Origin of the sequence: Allobosea sp. OK403 (assembly GCF_900113835.1) — a bacterium.
GTDB lineage: Bacteria > Pseudomonadota > Alphaproteobacteria > Rhizobiales > Beijerinckiaceae > Allobosea.
In genome coordinates, this window is record NZ_FOQV01000006.1 from 78,301 (window position 1) to 96,523 (window position 18,223).

19 protein-coding genes are annotated in these 18,223 nt (G+C 64.7%); 7 read left to right on the forward strand and 12 right to left on the reverse strand.

Features of this window, described 5'->3' with window-relative positions; translation table 11 throughout:
• Positions 1–37 precede the first annotated feature (37 nt).
• The gene (locus tag BMZ97_RS19830; RefSeq protein WP_092173570.1) at positions 38–553 is read left to right on the forward strand and encodes a winged helix-turn-helix transcriptional regulator; all 516 of its coding nucleotides are present in this window, start codon (positions 38–40) and stop codon (positions 551–553) included.
• A 9-nt stretch (positions 554–562) separates the two neighbouring features.
• Positions 563–1,828, forward strand: a complete 1,266-nt coding sequence (gene fabF, locus BMZ97_RS19835; RefSeq protein ID WP_092173573.1) for a beta-ketoacyl-ACP synthase II — start codon at positions 563–565, stop codon at positions 1,826–1,828.
• A 10-nt stretch (positions 1,829–1,838) separates the two neighbouring features.
• Here the strand turns inward: fabF and BMZ97_RS19840 are convergent, their stop codons facing one another.
• From BMZ97_RS19840 to BMZ97_RS19865, 6 genes are all read right to left on the reverse strand, one after another.
• Positions 1,839–3,368, reverse strand: coding sequence for an acyl-CoA carboxylase subunit beta (locus BMZ97_RS19840; RefSeq protein WP_092173576.1), 1,530 nt, complete (start codon positions 3,366–3,368; stop codon positions 1,839–1,841).
• Positions 3,369–3,477: 109 nt separating this feature from the next.
• Positions 3,478–4,266: an ATP12 family chaperone protein gene (locus tag BMZ97_RS19845; RefSeq protein WP_092173578.1), complete on the reverse strand. Its 789-nt coding sequence runs from the start codon at positions 4,264–4,266 to the stop codon at positions 3,478–3,480.
• A 244-nt stretch (positions 4,267–4,510) separates the two neighbouring features.
• On the reverse strand, positions 4,511–5,971 hold the full coding sequence (locus BMZ97_RS19850) for a methyl-accepting chemotaxis protein (RefSeq protein ID WP_092173581.1): 1,461 nt from the start codon (positions 5,969–5,971) through the stop codon (positions 4,511–4,513).
• The gene (locus BMZ97_RS19855) at positions 5,968–6,282 is read right to left on the reverse strand and encodes a hypothetical protein (protein ID WP_092173583.1); all 315 of its coding nucleotides are present in this window, start codon (positions 6,280–6,282) and stop codon (positions 5,968–5,970) included. The genes BMZ97_RS19850 and BMZ97_RS19855 overlap by 4 nt, the downstream gene beginning before the upstream one ends.
• 178 nt (positions 6,283–6,460) lie before the next feature.
• A complete protein-coding gene (locus tag BMZ97_RS19860) occupies positions 6,461–6,826 on the reverse strand; it encodes a VOC family protein (protein ID WP_092173586.1) in 366 nt (121 codons plus the stop codon).
• A gap of 36 nt (positions 6,827–6,862) precedes the next feature.
• Positions 6,863–7,867 carry a P1 family peptidase gene (locus BMZ97_RS19865; protein WP_092173589.1) on the reverse strand — a complete coding sequence of 335 codons (1,005 nt, stop codon included), beginning with the start codon at positions 7,865–7,867 and terminating at the stop codon, positions 6,863–6,865.
• Between the two features lie 301 nt (positions 7,868–8,168).
• Between BMZ97_RS19865 and BMZ97_RS19870 the strand changes: the two genes are divergently transcribed.
• Positions 8,169–8,795: a Spy/CpxP family protein refolding chaperone gene (locus BMZ97_RS19870; protein ID WP_092173591.1), complete on the forward strand. Its 627-nt coding sequence runs from the start codon at positions 8,169–8,171 to the stop codon at positions 8,793–8,795.
• A 74-nt stretch (positions 8,796–8,869) separates the two neighbouring features.
• Here the strand turns inward: BMZ97_RS19870 and BMZ97_RS19875 are convergent, their stop codons facing one another.
• On the reverse strand, positions 8,870–9,109 hold the full coding sequence (locus BMZ97_RS19875) for a hypothetical protein (protein WP_244546510.1): 240 nt from the start codon (positions 9,107–9,109) through the stop codon (positions 8,870–8,872).
• A gap of 218 nt (positions 9,110–9,327) precedes the next feature.
• Between BMZ97_RS19875 and BMZ97_RS31760 the strand changes: the two genes are divergently transcribed.
• Both BMZ97_RS31760 and BMZ97_RS19880 read left to right on the forward strand, forming a co-directional pair.
• Positions 9,328–9,453, forward strand: coding sequence for a hypothetical protein (locus tag BMZ97_RS31760; RefSeq protein WP_280141764.1), 126 nt, complete (start codon positions 9,328–9,330; stop codon positions 9,451–9,453).
• Between the two features lie 217 nt (positions 9,454–9,670).
• Positions 9,671–10,561, forward strand: a complete 891-nt coding sequence (locus tag BMZ97_RS19880; protein ID WP_092173594.1) for a heparin lyase I family protein — start codon at positions 9,671–9,673, stop codon at positions 10,559–10,561.
• 62 nt (positions 10,562–10,623) lie between these two features.
• Here BMZ97_RS19880 and BMZ97_RS19885 read toward each other — a convergent pair whose 3' ends face one another.
• The 4 genes from BMZ97_RS19885 to murI all read right to left on the reverse strand — a co-directional run bounded on the left by BMZ97_RS19885 (position 10,624) and on the right by murI (position 14,999).
• On the reverse strand, positions 10,624–10,887 hold the full coding sequence (locus BMZ97_RS19885) for a hypothetical protein (protein WP_092173597.1): 264 nt from the start codon (positions 10,885–10,887) through the stop codon (positions 10,624–10,626).
• A gap of 1,419 nt (positions 10,888–12,306) precedes the next feature.
• Positions 12,307–12,996 carry a hypothetical protein gene (locus BMZ97_RS19895; protein WP_139221269.1) on the reverse strand — a complete coding sequence of 230 codons (690 nt, stop codon included), beginning with the start codon at positions 12,994–12,996 and terminating at the stop codon, positions 12,307–12,309.
• 299 nt (positions 12,997–13,295) lie between these two features.
• Complete coding sequence (gene rpsD / locus BMZ97_RS19900) at positions 13,296–13,913, reverse strand: 30S ribosomal protein S4 (protein ID WP_092173605.1); 618 nt, start codon at positions 13,911–13,913, stop codon at positions 13,296–13,298.
• Between the two features lie 216 nt (positions 13,914–14,129).
• Entirely contained in the window at positions 14,130–14,999 is an 870-nt protein-coding gene (murI, locus tag BMZ97_RS19905; protein WP_092173607.1) for a glutamate racemase, read from the reverse strand.
• A 122-nt stretch (positions 15,000–15,121) separates the two neighbouring features.
• Between murI and BMZ97_RS19910 the strand changes: the two genes are divergently transcribed.
• Both BMZ97_RS19910 and BMZ97_RS19915 read left to right on the forward strand, forming a co-directional pair.
• Positions 15,122–15,577 (forward strand): hypothetical protein, encoded by a 456-nt coding sequence (locus BMZ97_RS19910; RefSeq protein WP_139221270.1) that lies wholly within the window; start codon positions 15,122–15,124, stop codon positions 15,575–15,577.
• A gap of 66 nt (positions 15,578–15,643) precedes the next feature.
• Positions 15,644–16,570 carry a bifunctional helix-turn-helix transcriptional regulator/GNAT family N-acetyltransferase gene (locus tag BMZ97_RS19915; RefSeq protein WP_092173611.1) on the forward strand — a complete coding sequence of 309 codons (927 nt, stop codon included), beginning with the start codon at positions 15,644–15,646 and terminating at the stop codon, positions 16,568–16,570.
• A gap of 28 nt (positions 16,571–16,598) precedes the next feature.
• Here BMZ97_RS19915 and BMZ97_RS19920 read toward each other — a convergent pair whose 3' ends face one another.
• Positions 16,599–17,915 carry a flavin monoamine oxidase family protein gene (locus tag BMZ97_RS19920; protein ID WP_244546511.1) on the reverse strand — a complete coding sequence of 439 codons (1,317 nt, stop codon included), beginning with the start codon at positions 17,913–17,915 and terminating at the stop codon, positions 16,599–16,601.
• Between the last annotated feature and the right edge of the window lie 308 nt (positions 17,916–18,223).

Here is an 18,223-nt window from a genome sequence, read left to right on the forward strand (position 1 = left end):
TGCAAAAGAATAGTAACTGCTTTAGCTCGGGCGCACCATGCAACCGAAGCTCGTTCCGCTTGCCGAATGCCCCTGCGCCCGCACGGTCGAGACCGTCGGGGAATGGTGGAGCATCCTGATCCTGCGCGACGCCTTGCAGGGTTTCACGCGCTTCGACGAATTCCAGCGCAGCCTCGGCATCGCGCCGAACATGCTGGCGCGGCGGCTCAAGCATCTGACCGAGAGCGGGCTGTTCGAGCGGCGGCTCTATCAGCTGCGGCCGCAGCGCTACGAATACGTGCTGACCGCGAAGGGCAGGGACTTCTTCCCCGTGATCGTCGCGATGGTCGCGTTCGGCAATCGGCAGCTGGCGCCCGAAGGCGCGGCGCTGGTGCTGGCCGAGCGCGAGACCGCACGACCGATCGAAGCGGTCATGCTCGATGCCGCGAGCCTGCGTCCGATCACGCCTGAGACTGTCTCCGTGGTTGCCGGCCCGCAGGCGAGCCCTGGCATGCGCCAGCGCCTGGCCACCATCGCGACGATGCGCGCGGCCGTGCCTTCCCAAAACGAATAGGACATTCAAATGCGTCGTGTCGTCGTAACCGGTATGGGCGTGGTCTCGCCCCTTGGCTGCGGAACCGAGCTGGCCTGGCAGCGCCTGCTTGCCGGCCGCTCCGGGCTGCGTCGTCTGCCGGATTCGATCGTCGAGAGTTTGCCGGCCAAGGTCGCCGGCGCCGTGCCATCGCAGGAGGAGGACAGCGAGGGCGGTTTCGATCCCGACGGTGCGATCGCGCCAAAGGACCAGCGCAAGATGGACCGCTTCATTCAGTTCGCGCTGGTCGCGGCGAAGGAGGCGCTGATCCAGGCGAATTGGCGCCCAGCGAGCGAAGCCGAGCAGGAGCGCACCGCGACGGTGATTGCCTCGGGCATTGGCGGCTTCCCCGCGATCGCCGAGGCCGTGCGCATCACAGATGCTCGCGGTGTGCGCCGGCTCTCGCCCTTCACGATTCCGTCCTTCCTGGTCAATCTCGCCGCTGGCCATGTCTCGATCGACCATGGCTTCAAGGGGCCGATCGGCGCGCCGGTAACCGCTTGCGCGGCGGGCGTTCAGGCAATCGGCGATGCGGCGCGACTGATCCGCTCCGGCGAGGCCGATATTGCACTCTGTGGCGGCAGCGAGGCCTGCATCGATCTCGTCGCGCTCGGTGGTTTTGCGGCGGCGCGTGCGCTCTCGACGGGCTTCAGCGAAGAACCCGAGAAGGCCTCGCGCCCGTTCGACCGTGACCGCGACGGCTTCGTTATGGGCGAGGGCGCCGGTCTTCTGGTGATCGAGGCGCTGGAGCATGCGCAGGCACGAGGCGCCAAGATCCTGGCCGAGATCACCGGCTATGGCACCAGCGCCGACGCCTACCACATCACCTCCGGACCCGAGGATGGTTCAGGTGCGCGCCGCGCCATGGAGATTGCGCTGAAACAGGCCGGGCTTCGGCCCGGCGACGTCCAGCACCTCAACGCCCATTCGACCTCGACGCAAGTCGGTGACCGCGGCGAACTGGCAGCGATCAAGGCTGTCTTCGGCACCAAGAAGAGCATTGCGATCAGCGCAACGAAATCGGCGACGGGCCATCTGCTCGGCGCAGCTGGCGGGCTGGAAGCGATCTTCACGGTGCTGGCTTTGCGCGACCAGATCGCGCCGCCGACACTCAACCTGGAGCACCCGGACGAGATGGCGGAAGGTCTGGATATTGTGGCCAGGCATGCGAGACCGCTTGCAATGGAGCATGCGATCTCGAACGGATTTGGGTTCGGCGGGGTGAATGCGAGCGTTCTGTTCCGGCGCTGGGAATAAGACCGCGCCGTTACAGCGGAATATTGTCGTGCTTGCGCCAGGGCCGCTCGACGCTCTTGGTGCGCAGCATTGCGAGTGCGCGGGCGATGCGCCGGCGCGTCCCATGCGGCAGGATGACCTCGTCGATATAGCCGCGTTCGGCCGCCACGAAGGGCGACATGAAGCGCTCTTCATATTCCTTGGTCTGGCGCGCGATCGTCTCGGCATCGCCGCCGCGGAAGATGATCTCGACGGCACCCTTGGCGCCCATCACCGCGATCTGCGCGGTCGGCCAAGCATAGTTCACATCGGCGCCAATATGCTTTGACGCCATCACGTCATAGGCGCCGCCAAAGGCCTTGCGGGTGATGACCGTGACCAGCGGCACGGTGCACTCGCTATAGGCGTAGAGCAGCTTTGCGCCATGCTTGATCAGCCCGCCATATTCCTGCGCCGTGCCCGGCAGGAAGCCCGGCACGTCGACCAGCGTCACGATCGGGATTTCGAACGCGTCGCAATAGCGCACGAAGCGCGCGGCCTTCCGTGAAGCGTCGGAATCGAGCACACCGGCCAACACCATGGGCTGGTTGGCGACGACGCCGACGGTGCGGCCCTCGATGCGGCCGAAACCGGTGACGATGTTGCCGGCATAGGCCGCCTGGATCTCGAAGAAATCGCCCTCGTCGAGCGTCTTCAGGATCAGTTCCTTGATGTCGTAGGGCTTGTTGGGATTGTCCGGCACCAGCGTGTCCAAGCTCATATCGACGCGGTCCGGCACGTCGAAGGAGGGCCATTCCGGCACGCCTGCGGTGTTGTTGGCGGGCAGGAAGTCGATCAGCCGGCGCACCTGCAGCAGCGCCTCGACATCGTTCTCGAAGGAGCCGTCGGCGACCGAGGATTTCGTGGTGTGGACTTTCGCGCCGCCGAGCTCCTCGGAGGTCACGGTCTCGTTGGTGACGGTCTTCACCACCTCGGGGCCAGTGACGAACATGTAGCTGGTGTCGCGGACCATGAAGATGAAGTCGGTCATCGCCGGCGAATAGACGTCGCCGCCGGCGCAGGGGCCCATGATCACCGAGATTTGCGGGATCACGCCCGAGGCCGCGACATTGCGCTTGAAGACCTCGCCATAGCCGCCGAGCGCCGCCACGCCCTCCTGGATGCGGGCGCCGCCGGCATCGAACAGGCCGACGATCGGCGCGCGCATCTTCAGCGCCATGTCCTGGATTTTTGTGATCTTCTGGGCGTGGGTCTCGGAGAGCGAGCCGCCGAAGACGGTGAAGTCCTTGGAGAAGACGAAGACGGTGCGGCCATTGACCGTGCCCCAGCCGGTGACGACGCCGTCGCCGGGGATCTTCTCGCCCTTCTCCATGCCGAAATCGACGCAGCGATGCTGCACGAACATGTCGAACTCCTCGAAGGAGTCACGATCGAGCAGGAGTTCGATGCGTTCGCGGGCGGTCAGCTTGCCACGCTTGTGCTGCGCTTCGATCCGGCGCTCGCCGCCGCCCTTGCGCGCGCCGTCGCGACGGTCTTCGAGCTGTTCGAGAATGTCTTTCATGGAGCCCCCGCGAGCCGAGCCAAGTTCCTATCCGGCTTAAGGGGGGAAGGCCGGACTGTCCATCGGGGGCGCCTGCCGCTTTGGTGCAAGGCCGGGTACGACCGGGCTCTCAGCCTTGCATCAGCAACAGCGCCGCCGCGTCGAATTCCTTGCGGCGGATGACGCGGCGTTCAGCTGCGTCTTCGTCCTGGCCCCAGATCGCGATCTGATAGTCCTCGTCGAGATGGGCGGCGTTCCAGACCGCATCTGGATCAAGCTGTCCGTCGGCGAGCGCCAGCATCAAGATGGTCGAGCCGGTCAGCGTCATGACGTTGTGCGCGCCCGCGAGCGCGAGCGGCGCCGGGATCGCGGTGACGCGGGCAGCAACGGCCTCCAGTGTGCCAGCGGGCTGGGCAGCGAACGTCACGCCTTCGGCCAGCACGAAACGGGCCCCGATCGCGGTTTCGATCCCGGCGATGATCGGATTCCAGGTCGCGTCCTGGCGCTCGACCAGCGTGTCGGGCTCGGCCGCGCGGTAGCAGAGCGCGTCGCTGCCGGCATAGCGCACGATCTCGGCGCGCACGGCCTCCTGCTGGTCGATGACGCCGTCGAGTGCCGAATTGACCAATCGCGTCAGCGGCATGCGAGCGGGGTCGATCTTCTCTAGCTGCGCCTGCCATTCGGCGGCCAGTGCCTCGGCGGCGGGGCGGGAGGTGACTGCTAGCGGGTTGCGCGCCGGGGTACGCGCTGTCTTGCCGTCGAGAGCGACATGGAACAGCCCATCGCGCTCCAGCACGGCGGCCTGCTCATAGAAGCGGCGAGGCAGGGCGTTGCGCATCGCGCTCTGCGCGGCGGCAACGGGATCGGGCTGGCTTGCGCCGGGCGCGCCGAAACGCGCAAGGAAGGCATCTGTCGACATGACAGCCCCATAGAGCAGGATGCGAAAAAGTGGAAACCGGTTTTTCGCATTGATCCTGCTCTCACTCTTAGATGAGAGACGGATTCAGATGTCATCTGGGATCACCTGGTGATCCCAGATGACATCATCCGGCTCTCGAGCAGGATGCGAAAAAGTGGAAACCGGTTTTTCGCATTGATCCTGCTCTCACTCTTAGACGAGAGCGCATTTCCTGGGCTGCGAAAATCGCTCTTCGCGACGTTTCTCAGGCCTCGCGGATGCGCTCCAGGAACTGTGCGACCTCGAGGTCGAGATCGGCGGATTGCCGGTCCAGCCTGTCGGCCGATTCGGCGACGAAGGCAGCGGCGGCGCCGGTCTCGGTGGCGATGCGGCTGACGATTTCGATATTGCCGGAGGCCGACACGGTTTCCTTGGCCGCGACCTGGATGTTGCTGGCGATCCCGGCGGTCGCGGCGCTCTGCTGTTCCACTACGGTCGCGACGGCGGCCGAGACCTCGTTCAGCGAGCCGATCGTCGTGTTCATGGCGTCGATGGCGCGGATGGCGTCCTCGCTTGAGCTGCGGATCGCTTCGATCTGGCCCTGGATCTTTTCTGTCGCCCGCGAAGTCTGGTTCGCGAGCGTCTTGATCTCCTGCGCGACGACCGTGAAACCACCGCCGGACCGACCGAAACGCGCGGCTTCGATCGCGGCGTTGAGCGCGAGCAGATTGGTGTGCTCCGCGATCGTCGAGATCATGCCGACGATGTTGCCGACATCCTCCGCCTTGGTCGAGAGATGGTTGACCGTGGCGAGCACGGTCTTGGCCTTGGAAGTCGTCGCGCCGACGATGCGCGTGGTCTCGCCGACCTGCTTGTCGATTTCGCCGAAGGAGGTCGCGAGCTCGGAGGTGGCGTTGGTGATGGCGACGACATTCGACGAGGTGTGGTGCGAGGACAGAAAGGCGGCGCCTGCCCGTTCTGCCACCTCGGAAGCTCCGGCCTGCATCTGTTGCGAAGCTGTGCGCAGGGTCCTGACCGAGGCGATCACGTCCTTGGCGATGCCGGCGATTTTGTGCTCGAAATCCTCGGCGACCTCATAGAGCATCGTCTTGCGCTCCTGGGCGGCCTTCTGGGTCATGGCGGCGGCCTCATGGCGTGCGTCCTCGGCCGCGCGCCTGGCTGCGGTCGCCTCCTGCTTTTCGGCCTCCGAGGTCTCCAGGGCGGCCCTGAGGGAGGAGACGGTCCAGCTCAGAGCCAGCGCCTGCACGATGACGATGACGGCGTGCAGCAGGACGCGGTCGAAACTATTGCCATTGGGAAAGACCCCGAGCGGATAGACGACGCTCAGCACGGCATGATGCGCCGCGACAGCAAGCGAGGCGGGGACGAAAATCCGCCAGTCGAGCCAGCCCGCGAGCACCGCCAATATGGCGAAGAAATACATGTGCATGTCGGACTGATAGGGATGTCCCGAGAAGGTGTAGACCAGCAGCATGACCTGGCCGAGCGACGTGATCGAGCTGACCTGCCGGGTTATCCAGCTGGTGCCGCAAGCCCACCAGACCAGGGTGGTGAACGCCGCAAGCGCGATGCCCGCAGCCACGATCTGATCGGGATTGTTGGCTCGTCCCAACCTGCTCGCAAGCGCCAGCAGCACCGCGTTGCTCCAGAGCACGGCGATGATCACATAGGCGAAACGCGCCCTGAACCGCTCGACATCCGTCATGTCCGGGCCTGCCAGGCCTCACTCGCGCACAGGCGCGCCAGTTCACCGTCGATCACCAGCCAGGCGCCAGATTGGTAGAGCTGGGCAGCGTAGTCGGGCCGGTCGCCGAGGCTGATGACGAGAGCAGGCGTAGCGCCGAACTGCAGCAGGTTGCCGCCGGCCTGGGCGACGGCGCCTGCGACCTGCGCGGCCGATGTTCCCGCCCGGAAATAGGCCGCGACCGGGCGGCCCGGTACGGGCCAGGCGGCGGTGAGAAAGACTCCGATCGCCATGACGAGGCTGAAGACGGCGCCGAAGGCGATCTCACGCATACCACAGCCTTTCCCGACGGTTGCATGGCACTGCCGTGAGGCGATCCCCCAGGCAGTAGGACTGCAACCAGTGATTGAACTGTGTGGTTCTCGGACTTTCTAAGACGTAAATCCGCCGCGCGCATATGAAAATAAATACGCTCCTTTGGGCGCGTGAGGCTGATCACCGCGCCGCCGGTCAGGCGCGCTGGAAAAGCTCGATCACATTACCAGAGGGATCCTCGCACAGGATCTGGCGGCCGCCTGGACCCTCGACGATGGCGTTGCGGAACTGCACACCCTGGGCGCCCAGTCCTTCGACCAGGGCTGGCAGGTCACTGACCTCCAGGACGAAGCGATTCCAGCCGCCTGGCTCCGGCTTGCGACCATCCGGCATCGGTCTGGAGGCGGATGCGAGTGGACCGGCAAGCCACAAGGTCAGGCCCTCGCTCTCCAGGATCGCCATGGCCGGGCCGAACTGCTGCTTCAGTACGAAGGACAGCTTGTCCCTGTAGAACGCGACGGCTTCATCCACATCGTTCACAAGGTATCTGACGCTGGCCATTGGTATCTCCTCGAGGCTGCAGGCGTGCTGCTTGGGCTATCGGCTCCCGAACAGGTCGCGCCAGGCCGGCTTCGCGCCGGGAAAGGGCAGGGCGGTCGCGGCATGGACGCCGCGCGCGACGGCGCGCGCCAGCACGTCGGCAGCTGCGGCGCAAAGCTCGGTCAGCGCAAAGGCGTCGGACGGAGCGCCGGCATGGCCGGTGGCCGCTGCGAAGACGATATCGCCGTCGAGCGCGCCATGGGCTGGCCTCAGGGCGCGGGCAAGGCCGTCATGGGCTGCGAGCGCCAGCCGCTTGGCCTGGGCCTTGGTCAAGGCGGCGTCGGTCGCGACCAGTGCTATCGTGGTGTTCTGGCCGGGGCCACCCTTGAACCGGATCGTGCTGTCGGCGGGGGTGATCGCGGCGGGCCAGCCGAGCCCGCCGAACTCATCATCTTGTTCATAGGGCGCGGCCCAGAAATGCGGGCCCTTGCCGATCGTCGCCGTGCCGACTGCATTGACGGCAACCAGCGCCCCGACGATCTGCCCCGTCGCCGTCTGTGCGCTGGCGGAACCGAGGCCGCCCTTGAGATTGACGGTGCTGGCGCCATAACCCGCGCCCACGGTGCCGAGGGTGAAATCACCTGCCGAGGCATCGAGCGCGGCGCGGCCGAGCGCGCGGTAGGGCGGCTCGCTTGCGCCATCCCTGGCCCAGGGCTTCTCGCCGCCATTGAGCAGATCGAACAGGATCGCTTGCGGCACGAGCGGCACGCGCAGGCTGCCGATTTGAAAGCCGCGCTGCTTTGCGGCGAGCCCTGCCATCACGCCATCGGCTGCAGCCAGCCCCCAGGCCGAGCCGCCCGAGAGCACGATCGCGTCGATATGCTCCACCGTCATCTCTGGCTCCAGCAGCGCAGTGTCGCGCGTGCCGGGCGCGCCGCCGAGTACGGCGATCGAGGCTATGCAGGGGCGCTCGAACAGGGCGACCGTGACGCCGGTCGCCGCTCGAGGGTCCTGCGCATTGCCGACGAGGACGCCGCGGACATCGGTGATGAGATTGCGCATCAAGGTCAGACTTTAAGCCGGAGGCATTGTTCAATCCAATTGGGCAGAAATTCATCTATGTCGTTGTTTTAACGCATTTTTATCAGGAAAGCCGGTGTCCATTTCGCCTGAAAACGCTTTCGTCGGAGAACGGGACTTCCGTGCCGAGCCTGCCCACATTACGATCTTTTCATGCTTGCGCCATCGCCGGGTCACGCCCGCGGCCTCACCTTGCGACCATAGTGAACCGGCTTCGAGACCCGCTCAGCGACCCGATATTCGTTTCGTGCCAGATATTCGTTTCGTGTCATGGGAGATCAAGATGAAACGCATTGCCCTGATCGCAGCTTCGGCCGCTGCCGCCATCACGGCCTCGCTTGCGCTGGCCCAGCCGCAGCCGTTACCGCCGGCCGGAGGTTCCGACCGCGATCGTCCGCAGCAGGAGCGTAGCGATTCGCGTGACGACCGGCGCGGCGAATCCCGCGAGCAGCGGGCCGAGCGCATGCAGGCTCGCCTGACCGAGCGCCTGACCAAGCTGCGCACTGACATGAAACTCAAGCCCGAGCAGGTGCCGCTGTTCGATGCCGTCGAGAACGTCATCAAGAAGGGCGCCGAGAAGCGCCGCGAGGGCTGGGCGGCGATGCGTGAGCAGCGCGAGACCTTCCGCCATGCCGATATCATGGAGCGCCTCGACATGATGTCCGGCCGTCAGGCCGAGCGCGCTACGCGGACCAAGGAACTCGCCGACGCCGTCCGCCCGCTCTGGACGACGCTCAGCGACGAGCAGAAGACGGTGGTTCGCCGTGCCGTGCGTGAATCGATGGCCGAGGGGCGCGGCATGATGCAGCGCATGCGCGAGCGTTTCGAGGAGCGCCGCGGTGGTAGCCGTGACGATGATGATCGTGGCCCGCGCCGTTGGCGGGACGATTGGCGCGAGCGTCGCGGCTGACCGGATTTCAGCACCAATGCATCGAGGGCGGCTCTCCGGAGCCGCCCTTTTTCATAGGCTCAAATAGGCGCCTGTCAGGTGCCCGCGGCGTCCGAGACGCACTTCTTGGTGAAACTGGCCTTGGCCGCGCCGGCGAGCTTCTTGTCCGCCGCCTGCTTGTCGCAAGCCGCGCCGGCATCCTTCTCGCATTTCGTCAGGAAGCTGGTCTTGGCGGCGCCGTTGAGTTTCTTGTCTCCGGCCTGGACCGCGCAGCTTTGCGCCTGGGCAAGGCTGGAGAGGCAGGTCAAGGCGAGGGCAGCGAGCAGCGTCTTCATCATAGTCATCCTTTCCCGAATCAGGGCCGGCAAGGCCTGGTAAAATTATGCGGTACTGTCAGCGGAGGGGAAGGCGAACATCGCTGACAACAGGTAAAATCGACGGACCTGCGATTCACCATACTTGTTTAAGTTGAATTCATCGCTTTGCATTTACGTTTCGGCAGTAAATCCACTGCGAGGAGGTGACCATGAGGGCGACATGGTTGACATGGGGAATGCGGAGCTTCATCGGCTCGGTCTTCGTTTTGTGCCTCTTGGGGCCTTATGCGATCTCGATCCTGATCGGCTGCCTCTGCGTCGGCTGCTATTGCTTTCGCGACGAGGCCGGCTCGCATCTGTGAGCCCGCCTGAGCGCTGCGCGGCCCTGGACCGGGGCGGTGCATGGTATTGCGCGGCCAGGGCGGTCCATCCAATGTATCGCTAGATCACGTCGCATTCGGACGTTTCCGTTCGAATGCGACGTGATCTGTTCCAAGAGTTGAGAGCATTGCTCTTGCGAAAAACCCGTACCCACTTTTTCGCGCAATGCTCTAGGCCGGCTTTTGCGAAGGTGGTGCGATGCGCGCTCTGCTTCGTTCGATGCTGCTGATGCTTGCGATCCCGCTCTGGCCTGCGGCAGTGCGGGCGGGCGGGGCGCAGCCGGTCTTTGCTGCTGATTTCGAGACATCCTGCATCTCCGGCCAGGATTGGCGGATCTCCTCGCAGCTCGACAGCGCCGTGCATTCCAGCCGGATCCGCTGTGTCGAGACGGCTGGTGGCCAGCATGCGCTGGGCATCACGGTCAAGCCGGGGGACGGTTATGATCCCAATCCCGGTTCGATCCCGACCGAGCGGGCCGAGGTCCAGCTTCGCCATGAAGTCGTGCGTTTCGACGCCGCGACCTGGTACAGCTTCAGCTTCCGGATCGATGGCGACTGGCTGTCGCGCCGGAACCGGACGGTCATCCAGCAGATCAAGCAGAACATCGATCCGCGTTACGAGAAGGGCAGGGGCGGCGAGGAGATCTGCGACGCGGCCAATCCGCTCTTCAAGATCGAGGTCGATTCTGATGGAACGACACCGGTCTTCCGGGCCAAGGTCGCCGGTACGCAAGGCTGCGGCGACAGCGTCGGCCAGCAACGCTTCTGTGGCGACTGGCCGGTCGAGACGGGGCGCTGGCATCGTGTCAATGTGCTGATCAGGCCGGGCCGGGCGGAGGGCGACAGCCTGCTGCGGCTCTGGTTCGACGGGCGCGCCTGCCCGGTCTATCGCGGCCTTCTCGGCTATCCGCGCTATGGCGCGACGCGGCAGGGCACGCCGGTGATCGATACGCAGCCGCGCTTCGGCATTTATCGGGATGCGCTGCCCGAGACAGCCCAGACGATCCTGTTCGACGACATCCTGTTCTGGGACGAGAGCCCGGCCGGGCATCCCGCCTGGGCCGGTATTGACCCGGCGCTCAAGCGATAAGCTGGATGGCTGGCGCTACTACATGGGCGTTCGGGCCTGCTTCAGTGGAACGGCGCTCGCCATCACCGAAGGAGATGAATGGCGCTGATGAAAAGAGCGATCCAGAAAGCTCCGCCAATCAAAACAGCGATGCCGCTATTGAGAACGAGCTGAGGCCCCTCTCGCCAATAAAATGCGAACGGCTTCTTGGTCTCGCGGTAGCCGGCAACGGTCAGTCTGCCAAACGTAAGGCCTCGCACAAGAGCCTTGCCGGTGAGGAAGCAGGCAATTTCCGCGATGACGAACCAAAGGAAACGGAGCGTCTGCCCAACGATTGCGTCTAGCAAGATCGACGCTCCAGTTGAGCTGCTGCTGGCACTCGTACCGTAGACGCCCACGAGTCTTCCCGGCTAGTCCAGTACCGGCCTGCCTCCGTAACGGCCTGCTCGCCCCAACCCGTAGCAGCAGGAAGCCCTCCATGAACCGGTCATGCTATGATATAGCCCGCCGCCTTTGGCTTTCGGGGAGCCACCCTGTTCGATTGGATCAAGAGAACCGTTTCCAATTCGCCATCGCTAAGCGCCGTACTCGGTGACGTGTTGGTCGAGGCTCAGCCAGTGCGGGGGCAGACCCCGGGGGCTCATCTGCAATGGCGTATCAAACGGGGACTAAACGGCCGCCTCTATATCGGCGCGAAAATCATAGCAGACGCCTATGCTGGAGAGGAGGGGCGTCCGAACAACTTCATCAACTTCGACCTTCAAGCGGCCGAGAAGCTAAGCGCAGAGCTTGATAGCTGCATCGAAGAGTTGAGAAGGCTCAGTACTGATCAGCAAACCGCCTAATCCCTCTCCAGACCCGGCGGGCCCCGTGATGGCGACCAAACGCGAGGGGGCCACGGAGGGAATCGGGAAACGGCCGGAGAAGGGGGCCAAGAGATTTTGGCGGCCGATTATCCGGAGGTTGGCTTGTCACCTGTTGCGAAACTCTCCGTTTCAAGTCGGCTGGTCACGGTCGCCTAAAGTTTCCGTCGTGCAAGCAGGTTTGTAAGCCGGGGTTGCAGGTGAAGCCTCCATTCAGGTAGCCGCCCCTTAGATCGAGCCAGGGTAACTTTCGAGCGATATCGAGCGTAATCGGCTCGCCGACCAGCCAGAGTGGTCGATGCAGGGGCATATTCCTGAAAGGCCAAATGCCTGCCGGAACGATTTCTAGTGTCGCTCGTCTGAAAAGATAGCCCGAGCCCAGCATGGCCGATAGGTTTTCCGGCATAACTGCCTGAAACGATTTGGGGTCACTAGCGTCTGTAGAAAACGCTATCGTGGGGATCAGAGGTCCGCTCAAATCGACTTTGCCTTCGGGGAGAGGCGCTCGTTGCAATGCCTCGGTACTGGCCCATCCCCAAGTTGCGCCGGTCAAAGCGGACACAGGAAGCCACGGGAATACGTCTGTATTGCTCCCGGTAGGCCCATGCGCCAACAGGGCGAACAACTCGCGGCCGTCGCCCACCTCCACGACAACAGCCTGTCCCCGTAGATCGGCGTGAGCCGAACCGCCGAAGCGGCTATAGTGAACTTCATAGACGGATGACCCACTCCGCATACCGCGAGGGGTTTCAACCTCAATCGTGACTCGGAAACGATAAGAGCCAAAGTCTTCGCTGCATGCGCTCAAAAGCAGGCTAGCGAGCGCCGCGAATAGGACGCGCCAAGTGCTTCGAAACATAGTGTTCCTACACGCTGGCTCGCTCCTTCTCTGACATTCGCGTCTCAATGCCGAGCCCCTTCCGTCCCCTTCATCTCCACCCCAAAGCTCACCAACTGCCCGAATAGCGGCACTTTCCGGAAATCCTCATCGAACCCCCAGCCGGAGTGCCCATTTTGCTTCCGGTTCTCGAAAAGGCCCAACCATGAGAGGGGTCGCAGAACCCTCGACACCATAGCGAACTCGGGGAGGTCGGGCCTCGGCACCTTGTCCAGCGTGTCCATGATCGTGCATTCTTCCGTCAGGCCGCCAGCGCTGGACCAGCTATGCGCCGTCACCGACAGACTCCAGAGGATCACGCCCATATGGTGCTGCGGCCAAAAGTCGATGGGGTTGTTGTCGAAGTCCTGAAGGTTGACCTTCCAGAATACCGCTTCAAACAGTTCAGCCAGCAGGGCAGGGGCCGCTTCAGGGGCAAGCAGGGCTTTACCTGCCTTGGTCGCCTTCAGGACTCCTAGACGCTTCCTCAAGAACCCCGCAGCTTGCAGCACGATCCTTGTGAAGAGGACCCCGTAGGCGTCGTGCTCGTTGATGACCTTGTTCATCGCGAGGGTGGTGGCCTTGTCGTACCCCGGCCACTCCGTCCTGTCGAAGACATGCCAGACATCGACACGCTTCAGGGCTCCGGCAGGCGTGAGGACAAGTCCGCCTTTCTCCACAGCAAGCGCCAGCAGGAGCCGTGCCGCGATGACCATGGGGACCTGAAGGGCGGCCTCGACAGGGACGTTATAGGGCGTGAGGCGGATAGCCTGCGGGACCCTGCCGGGCGGCTCCAGGAGCGCCTTGAGAGAGCCGGGCTGAAGATGCGTCCAAGCGGGAGGGATAGAGGTCACGTCGGGGAGCGTAGGCGGGCTGGAGCGAAGGCTCAACAGCCCGGCCGAAGAAGCGCCCGCCAAAACCGTGAGGGGGACAAAAAAAACAGAAAGGGCGGCTCTCGCGAACCGCCCTTTCGTGAATCCCGCCAGGCGCTTGCGGCCCGGCTCTGCGAAACCGATCAGCGCGAGTAGAACTCGATGACCAGGTTCGGTTCCATCTGCACCGCATAGGGCACGTCCGTCAGGGTCGGCGTGCGGGTGAAGGTGGCGGTCGACTTGTTGTGGTCGGCCTCGATGTAGTCGGGCACATCGCGTTCGGCCAGCGCGGCGGCTTCGATCACGATGGCGAGCTGGCGCGAGCTCTCCTTGACCGCAATCACGTCACCCGGCTTGACCTGGTAGGACGAGATGTTGACGCGCTTGCCGTTGACCGTGACATGGCCGTGATTGACGAACTGGCGGGCGGCGAAGACCGTCGCCACGAACTTGGCGCGGTAGATCACGGCGTCCAGGCGGCGCTCGAGCAGGCCGATCAGGTTCTCGCCCGAATCGCCCTTGAGGCGGATCGCCTCGGCGTAGTAGCGGCGGAACTGCTTCTCGGAGATCGAGCCGTAATAGCCCTTGAGCTTCTGCTTGGCGCGCAGCTGCGTGCCGAAATCGGAAGGCTTGCCCTTGCGGCGCTGGCCGTGCTGGCCTGGGCCGTATTCGCGGCGGTTGACCGGGGATTTCGGGCGGCCCCAAATGTTCTGACCGAGACGGCGGTCAATCTTGTACTTCGCCTCGTGGCGCTTGGTCATGTTTCGCGTGTCCTCTAGGTTCGCGAGTGAGGACCGCGCCCTCCTGCTCCCCATCTCCGGGGCGACAGATCCGGCTCCGGAGAGCGGATCACGGGTGCGGAAAAAGCCACGCGGGCCTTTTGGGCCCGCGCGACGCCGGCTTAGAACCATGCGGGAGCGGGTTTGTCAAACCGGGAGCGTCATTTTCGGCTCAAGCGACCCGACAATGATGCTGCGTCAGTTCGCAAGCGGTATCGGCTCGATGGCGACCTGGGTCAGCCCATAGCCCGCCAAGGCGATGCGCAGCGGGCCGCTGATGCCGGCGCCGCTGGTGAAGATCGCCGGCGCTTCACCGGCAGCCTCCGCGAGCCGGGGCATAGCCGGCCCGAGGAGCTGGGTGACGCGTCGGGCGACCGCCGGGGCCGGATCGATCCAGTTCACCGGCCAGGGCGCGAGCCGCCGCATCCGCTCGATCAGCAAGGGGTAATGGGTGCAGGACAGTGTGACGACATCGGTACGGGCGCCGTCGCTGGCGACGAAGCAGGGTGCAATCTCGGCCAGGACCGCTGCGTCGTCGATGGCCTCGCCCTTGAGCGCCGCTTCGGCGAGGCCGGCAAGCTGTGTCGCGCCGACCAGCGTGACCTTGCAGGCCGCGGCATAGGTTGTGATCAGGTCACGGGTGTAGTCGCGGGCGACAGTGCCCGGCGTCGCCAGCACCGAGATCAGGCGGCTGCGTGTCAGCTCGGCAGCCGGCTTGATCGCCGGGACAGTGCCGACGAAGGGGATGCTGAAACGCGCCCGCAAAGCGGGCAGCACCAAGGTCGAGGCGGTGTTGCAGGCGATGACGACAAGATCGGGGTGGCAGCGTTCGACCAGCCGTTCCATCACGCTCAGCACGCGCCCGACCAGCGCCGACTCGTCGAGTCGGCCATAGGGAAAGCCGGCATCGTCGGCGGCGTAGACGATGCCGGCATCGGGACGCGCGCGCGTCATCTCGGCCAGGACGGTGAGCCCGCCCAGACCGGAATCGAAAACCAGGATGGTGGGCTGGCGCAGCTGCATCGCTGCCGTGCCATAGGCCGTTCCGGCCAGAAGATCGACCTGCATGACGCAACGCTTGAGAAGGCTGGCTTGCCGAGAGAGAGCTGGGCCACGATTGCGCCAGAGGCGGGTTGCGAAAGGGTTAAGGGGCGCTTTCGAAACTGTCTCGGATTTGGTCGTTCGCGCTGTTGGCATCGGGTCCCCGCAGCGTTGCCGTCTCCCGACTGGACTTTGCCTGGCTTGCGCGCCGACTCACCGAAGTCATATCCATGCGTCCTTATCTGCTGGCGATTGGGGGCGCCGTCAGCTATTGGAGTGAGACGAGGATGCGCGGTTTTGGGTTTTTGATCGGCTCGGCGCTGCTGCTCGCGTCGCCGGCTGTCAGAGCTGCCGAGCTGAAGGCCGGCCCGCTTTTCGTCATCTGTTCGGCGACCAATGAACGGATCGCCTCGAACTGCCAGGCCTTTACCGAGGGCTTCGTCCTCGGCCTTGCCGGAGCGGGCGCGATCTGCCCGCCTCCGGACGCCTACAAGGACGTCATCAAGGATCTGGTCAGGCTGCCGCGTGCGGAGATCGGCGACAAGACCGTGGCCGAGCTGCTGGTGCCGAGATTGCGCGTCCGCTACCCCTGTTCCGGTGTGTGACCGATTTCGACAATTAGTTGACTCTGTCCATTATTCTTGTTGATCCTCCCCAAGGGAGGATAACCCATGCATAGCGCGAACCTGGCCGCGATCGCGGCGATCCGCCGTTTCAACCGCTTTCATACCCGCTGGGTCGGCGCGCTTGGAGGCAACCTGCACGGTTCGGGCTTCGCGCTGACCGAGGGGCGCGTGCTCTACGAACTGGCGCAGCGCGACGACTGGCTTGCCAGCGAATTGGCGCGCGAGCTCGGACTTGATCCCGCCTATCTCTCGCGCATCCTCAAGGGGCTCACCGCCTCGGGCTGGCTGGTGCGCGAACGCTCGCTCCAGGACGGGCGAGCGCTGCGCCTGCGGCTGACGGAGAAGGGGCATGAGGCGTTCCAGCCACTCGATGCGGCCTCTCGTGATCAGGCGGCGGCAATCGTGACCCGGCTTTCGCCGGCCGAGCAGGCCAGGCTGATTGATGCGCTCGACCAGTCCGAGGCCCTGCTCGCCGGAGCCCGACCTGCGCCGGGGTGCTCGCTCATCCGCCAGCACCGGCCAGGCGACATTGGCTGGGTGATCTCGGCTCACGGCCGGCTCTATGCTGAGGAGTATGGCTGGGATGCCAGCTTCGAGGCGCTGGTGGCCGAGATCGCGGCGAAGTTCCTGCGTGATTACAAGCCGGAGCGGGAGCGCTGCTTCATCGCGGAGTTGGACGGCGCGCCGGTGGGGTCGGCCTTCGTGGTGGAGGAAACGGAGGAGGTGGCCAAGCTCCGGCTGGTGCTGGTCGAGAGGCGCGCGCGGGGGCTCGGCCTCGGCAAGGGCCTCGTGCGGGAGGCGATCGGCTTCGCCCGCGCCGCTGGCTATGGGCGCATGGTGCTGTGGACCAACGACATCCTGCACGCAGCCCGCGCAATCTATCGCGCGGAGGGGTTCATGCTGGTGGCTGAGGAGAAGCACCGCTCCTTCGGGCAGGATCTGGTCGGCCAGAACTGGGAGCTCGCGCTCTGAACGGTCGCGAGCATGGTCCTTAAAACCCCTAGGCCTTCAGCCGTGCGACCGCCGCGGCCGCCACTTGCCCGGCCAGCGTCGCGCCACCGACCGTCATAGCTCCACCGCCGGCCGTCGCCTCGCCTGCGATGAAGATGCGCCCGCCGACCGGCTGGGCCAGCGCGTCGCGCGCCGTCTCCTTCCCGGGCAGGCAGACCGAATAGGAGCCGAGCGAGAACGGGTCGGTCCACCAGGCGGGGAAGGAGCAGGCCTTGACCGCCTTGCGGACATCCCCGCCGAGCATCTGCGAGAGCAGATCGGTGACATGGGCCTGTGCCTCGACTGTCCCGGCCTTTGCCAGCTCGCGGGCATGGTCGCCGCCGAAATAGCCGATGACGATGTCCTGATCGTCGGGGAACAGGTCGAAATTCATCAGCGCCTTCGGCGATCCGGCCTCGAGGAAGCTCATGCCCGGAGTCACGCCGAAGCGCTCGCCCTCGACCTTGAGCGCGATCTTGGTCAGTGCGCCCATGCCAATGCCGGAGAGTGCGTCGCGCGTCGTCGCCGGCAATTCGGGCGTGAAGCGGATCGCACCCGCCTTGAGTACGCCGACGGGCACCGTGACGATGCAGGCATTCGCCCGCAAGCTGCCGGAGGGGCTGGTGACGACGACGCCCGGCCCGTCCCAGGCGATCGTGCTGACCGGCTCGTTCAGGCGAATGTCGAGGCCCGCGCCATAGCGCGTGACGAGATTGCCATAGCCCGAAGGCACGATGAGGTCGTCGCCCGCCCAGAGCCGCTGGTAGTCGCGCGCCGAGATGCGCTCCGATTCCTCGCCGATCGAGAGCAGCAGGCCCGATGAGGCGATCGGGGCCATGTCGGGGCCGAGATCGCCGAGCAGCTCGGCGACCGAGAGATCGCGCTTGGTCAGATCGACGGTCTCCAATCTGCGGTCGATCTGCCCGAAAGCGCTGCGGCGCTTCAGCCGGTCGGTCTCCGGCATGGGCTTGCCATCGGCGAAGACCTGGAAACCGCCCCCCGTGGGCTCGTTCGGTGTTTCGACGCCGAGTTCGCGGGCGATCTGGACCCAAGGGTTGCGCTCGGCCCAGTGGATATACATCGCACCGGCGTCATAGGCGGGGCCGAGCGAGGTGTCGGTGAAGGCGCGGCCGCCGATGCGGTTGCGGGCTTCGAGCAGGATCGCCTTGCGGCCTGCCGCCTTCAGGCCATGGGCGGCGGCGATGCCGGCCGCGCCGGCGCCGATAATGACGACGTCGACATCGGCGGCCGAGGCATTGCGCCCGGTTCCGGCAAGCGTGGCCGCCATGGCGCTGGCTCCGGTCAAGAGGCTCCGGCGATCGAGCATGTGTGGTTCCCTGATGGCGCCTGGCCATGATGCTCCGGCGCTTGTGCGTTGCAATAGGAAGCTGGCTTGGGGCGGCGCTGTGACGATCACGAGATCGGGAGGGGAGGATTGTGGCGAAGCGTTTCCCAGCAGGGGCAGGTTGCCACGTTCGAGGCTGTCGAGTTGGCGTTTCAGTTGTTCGTTAGAATAAATCCATAGTTTAGTCGCGATTTTGCAAAAGATTGACAGATACAAATACGGCAAATATCTGATTATTGCCTTGTGCGATTGTATAAGGCCTTGTTTGTATTAATTTTAATCTCCAATAG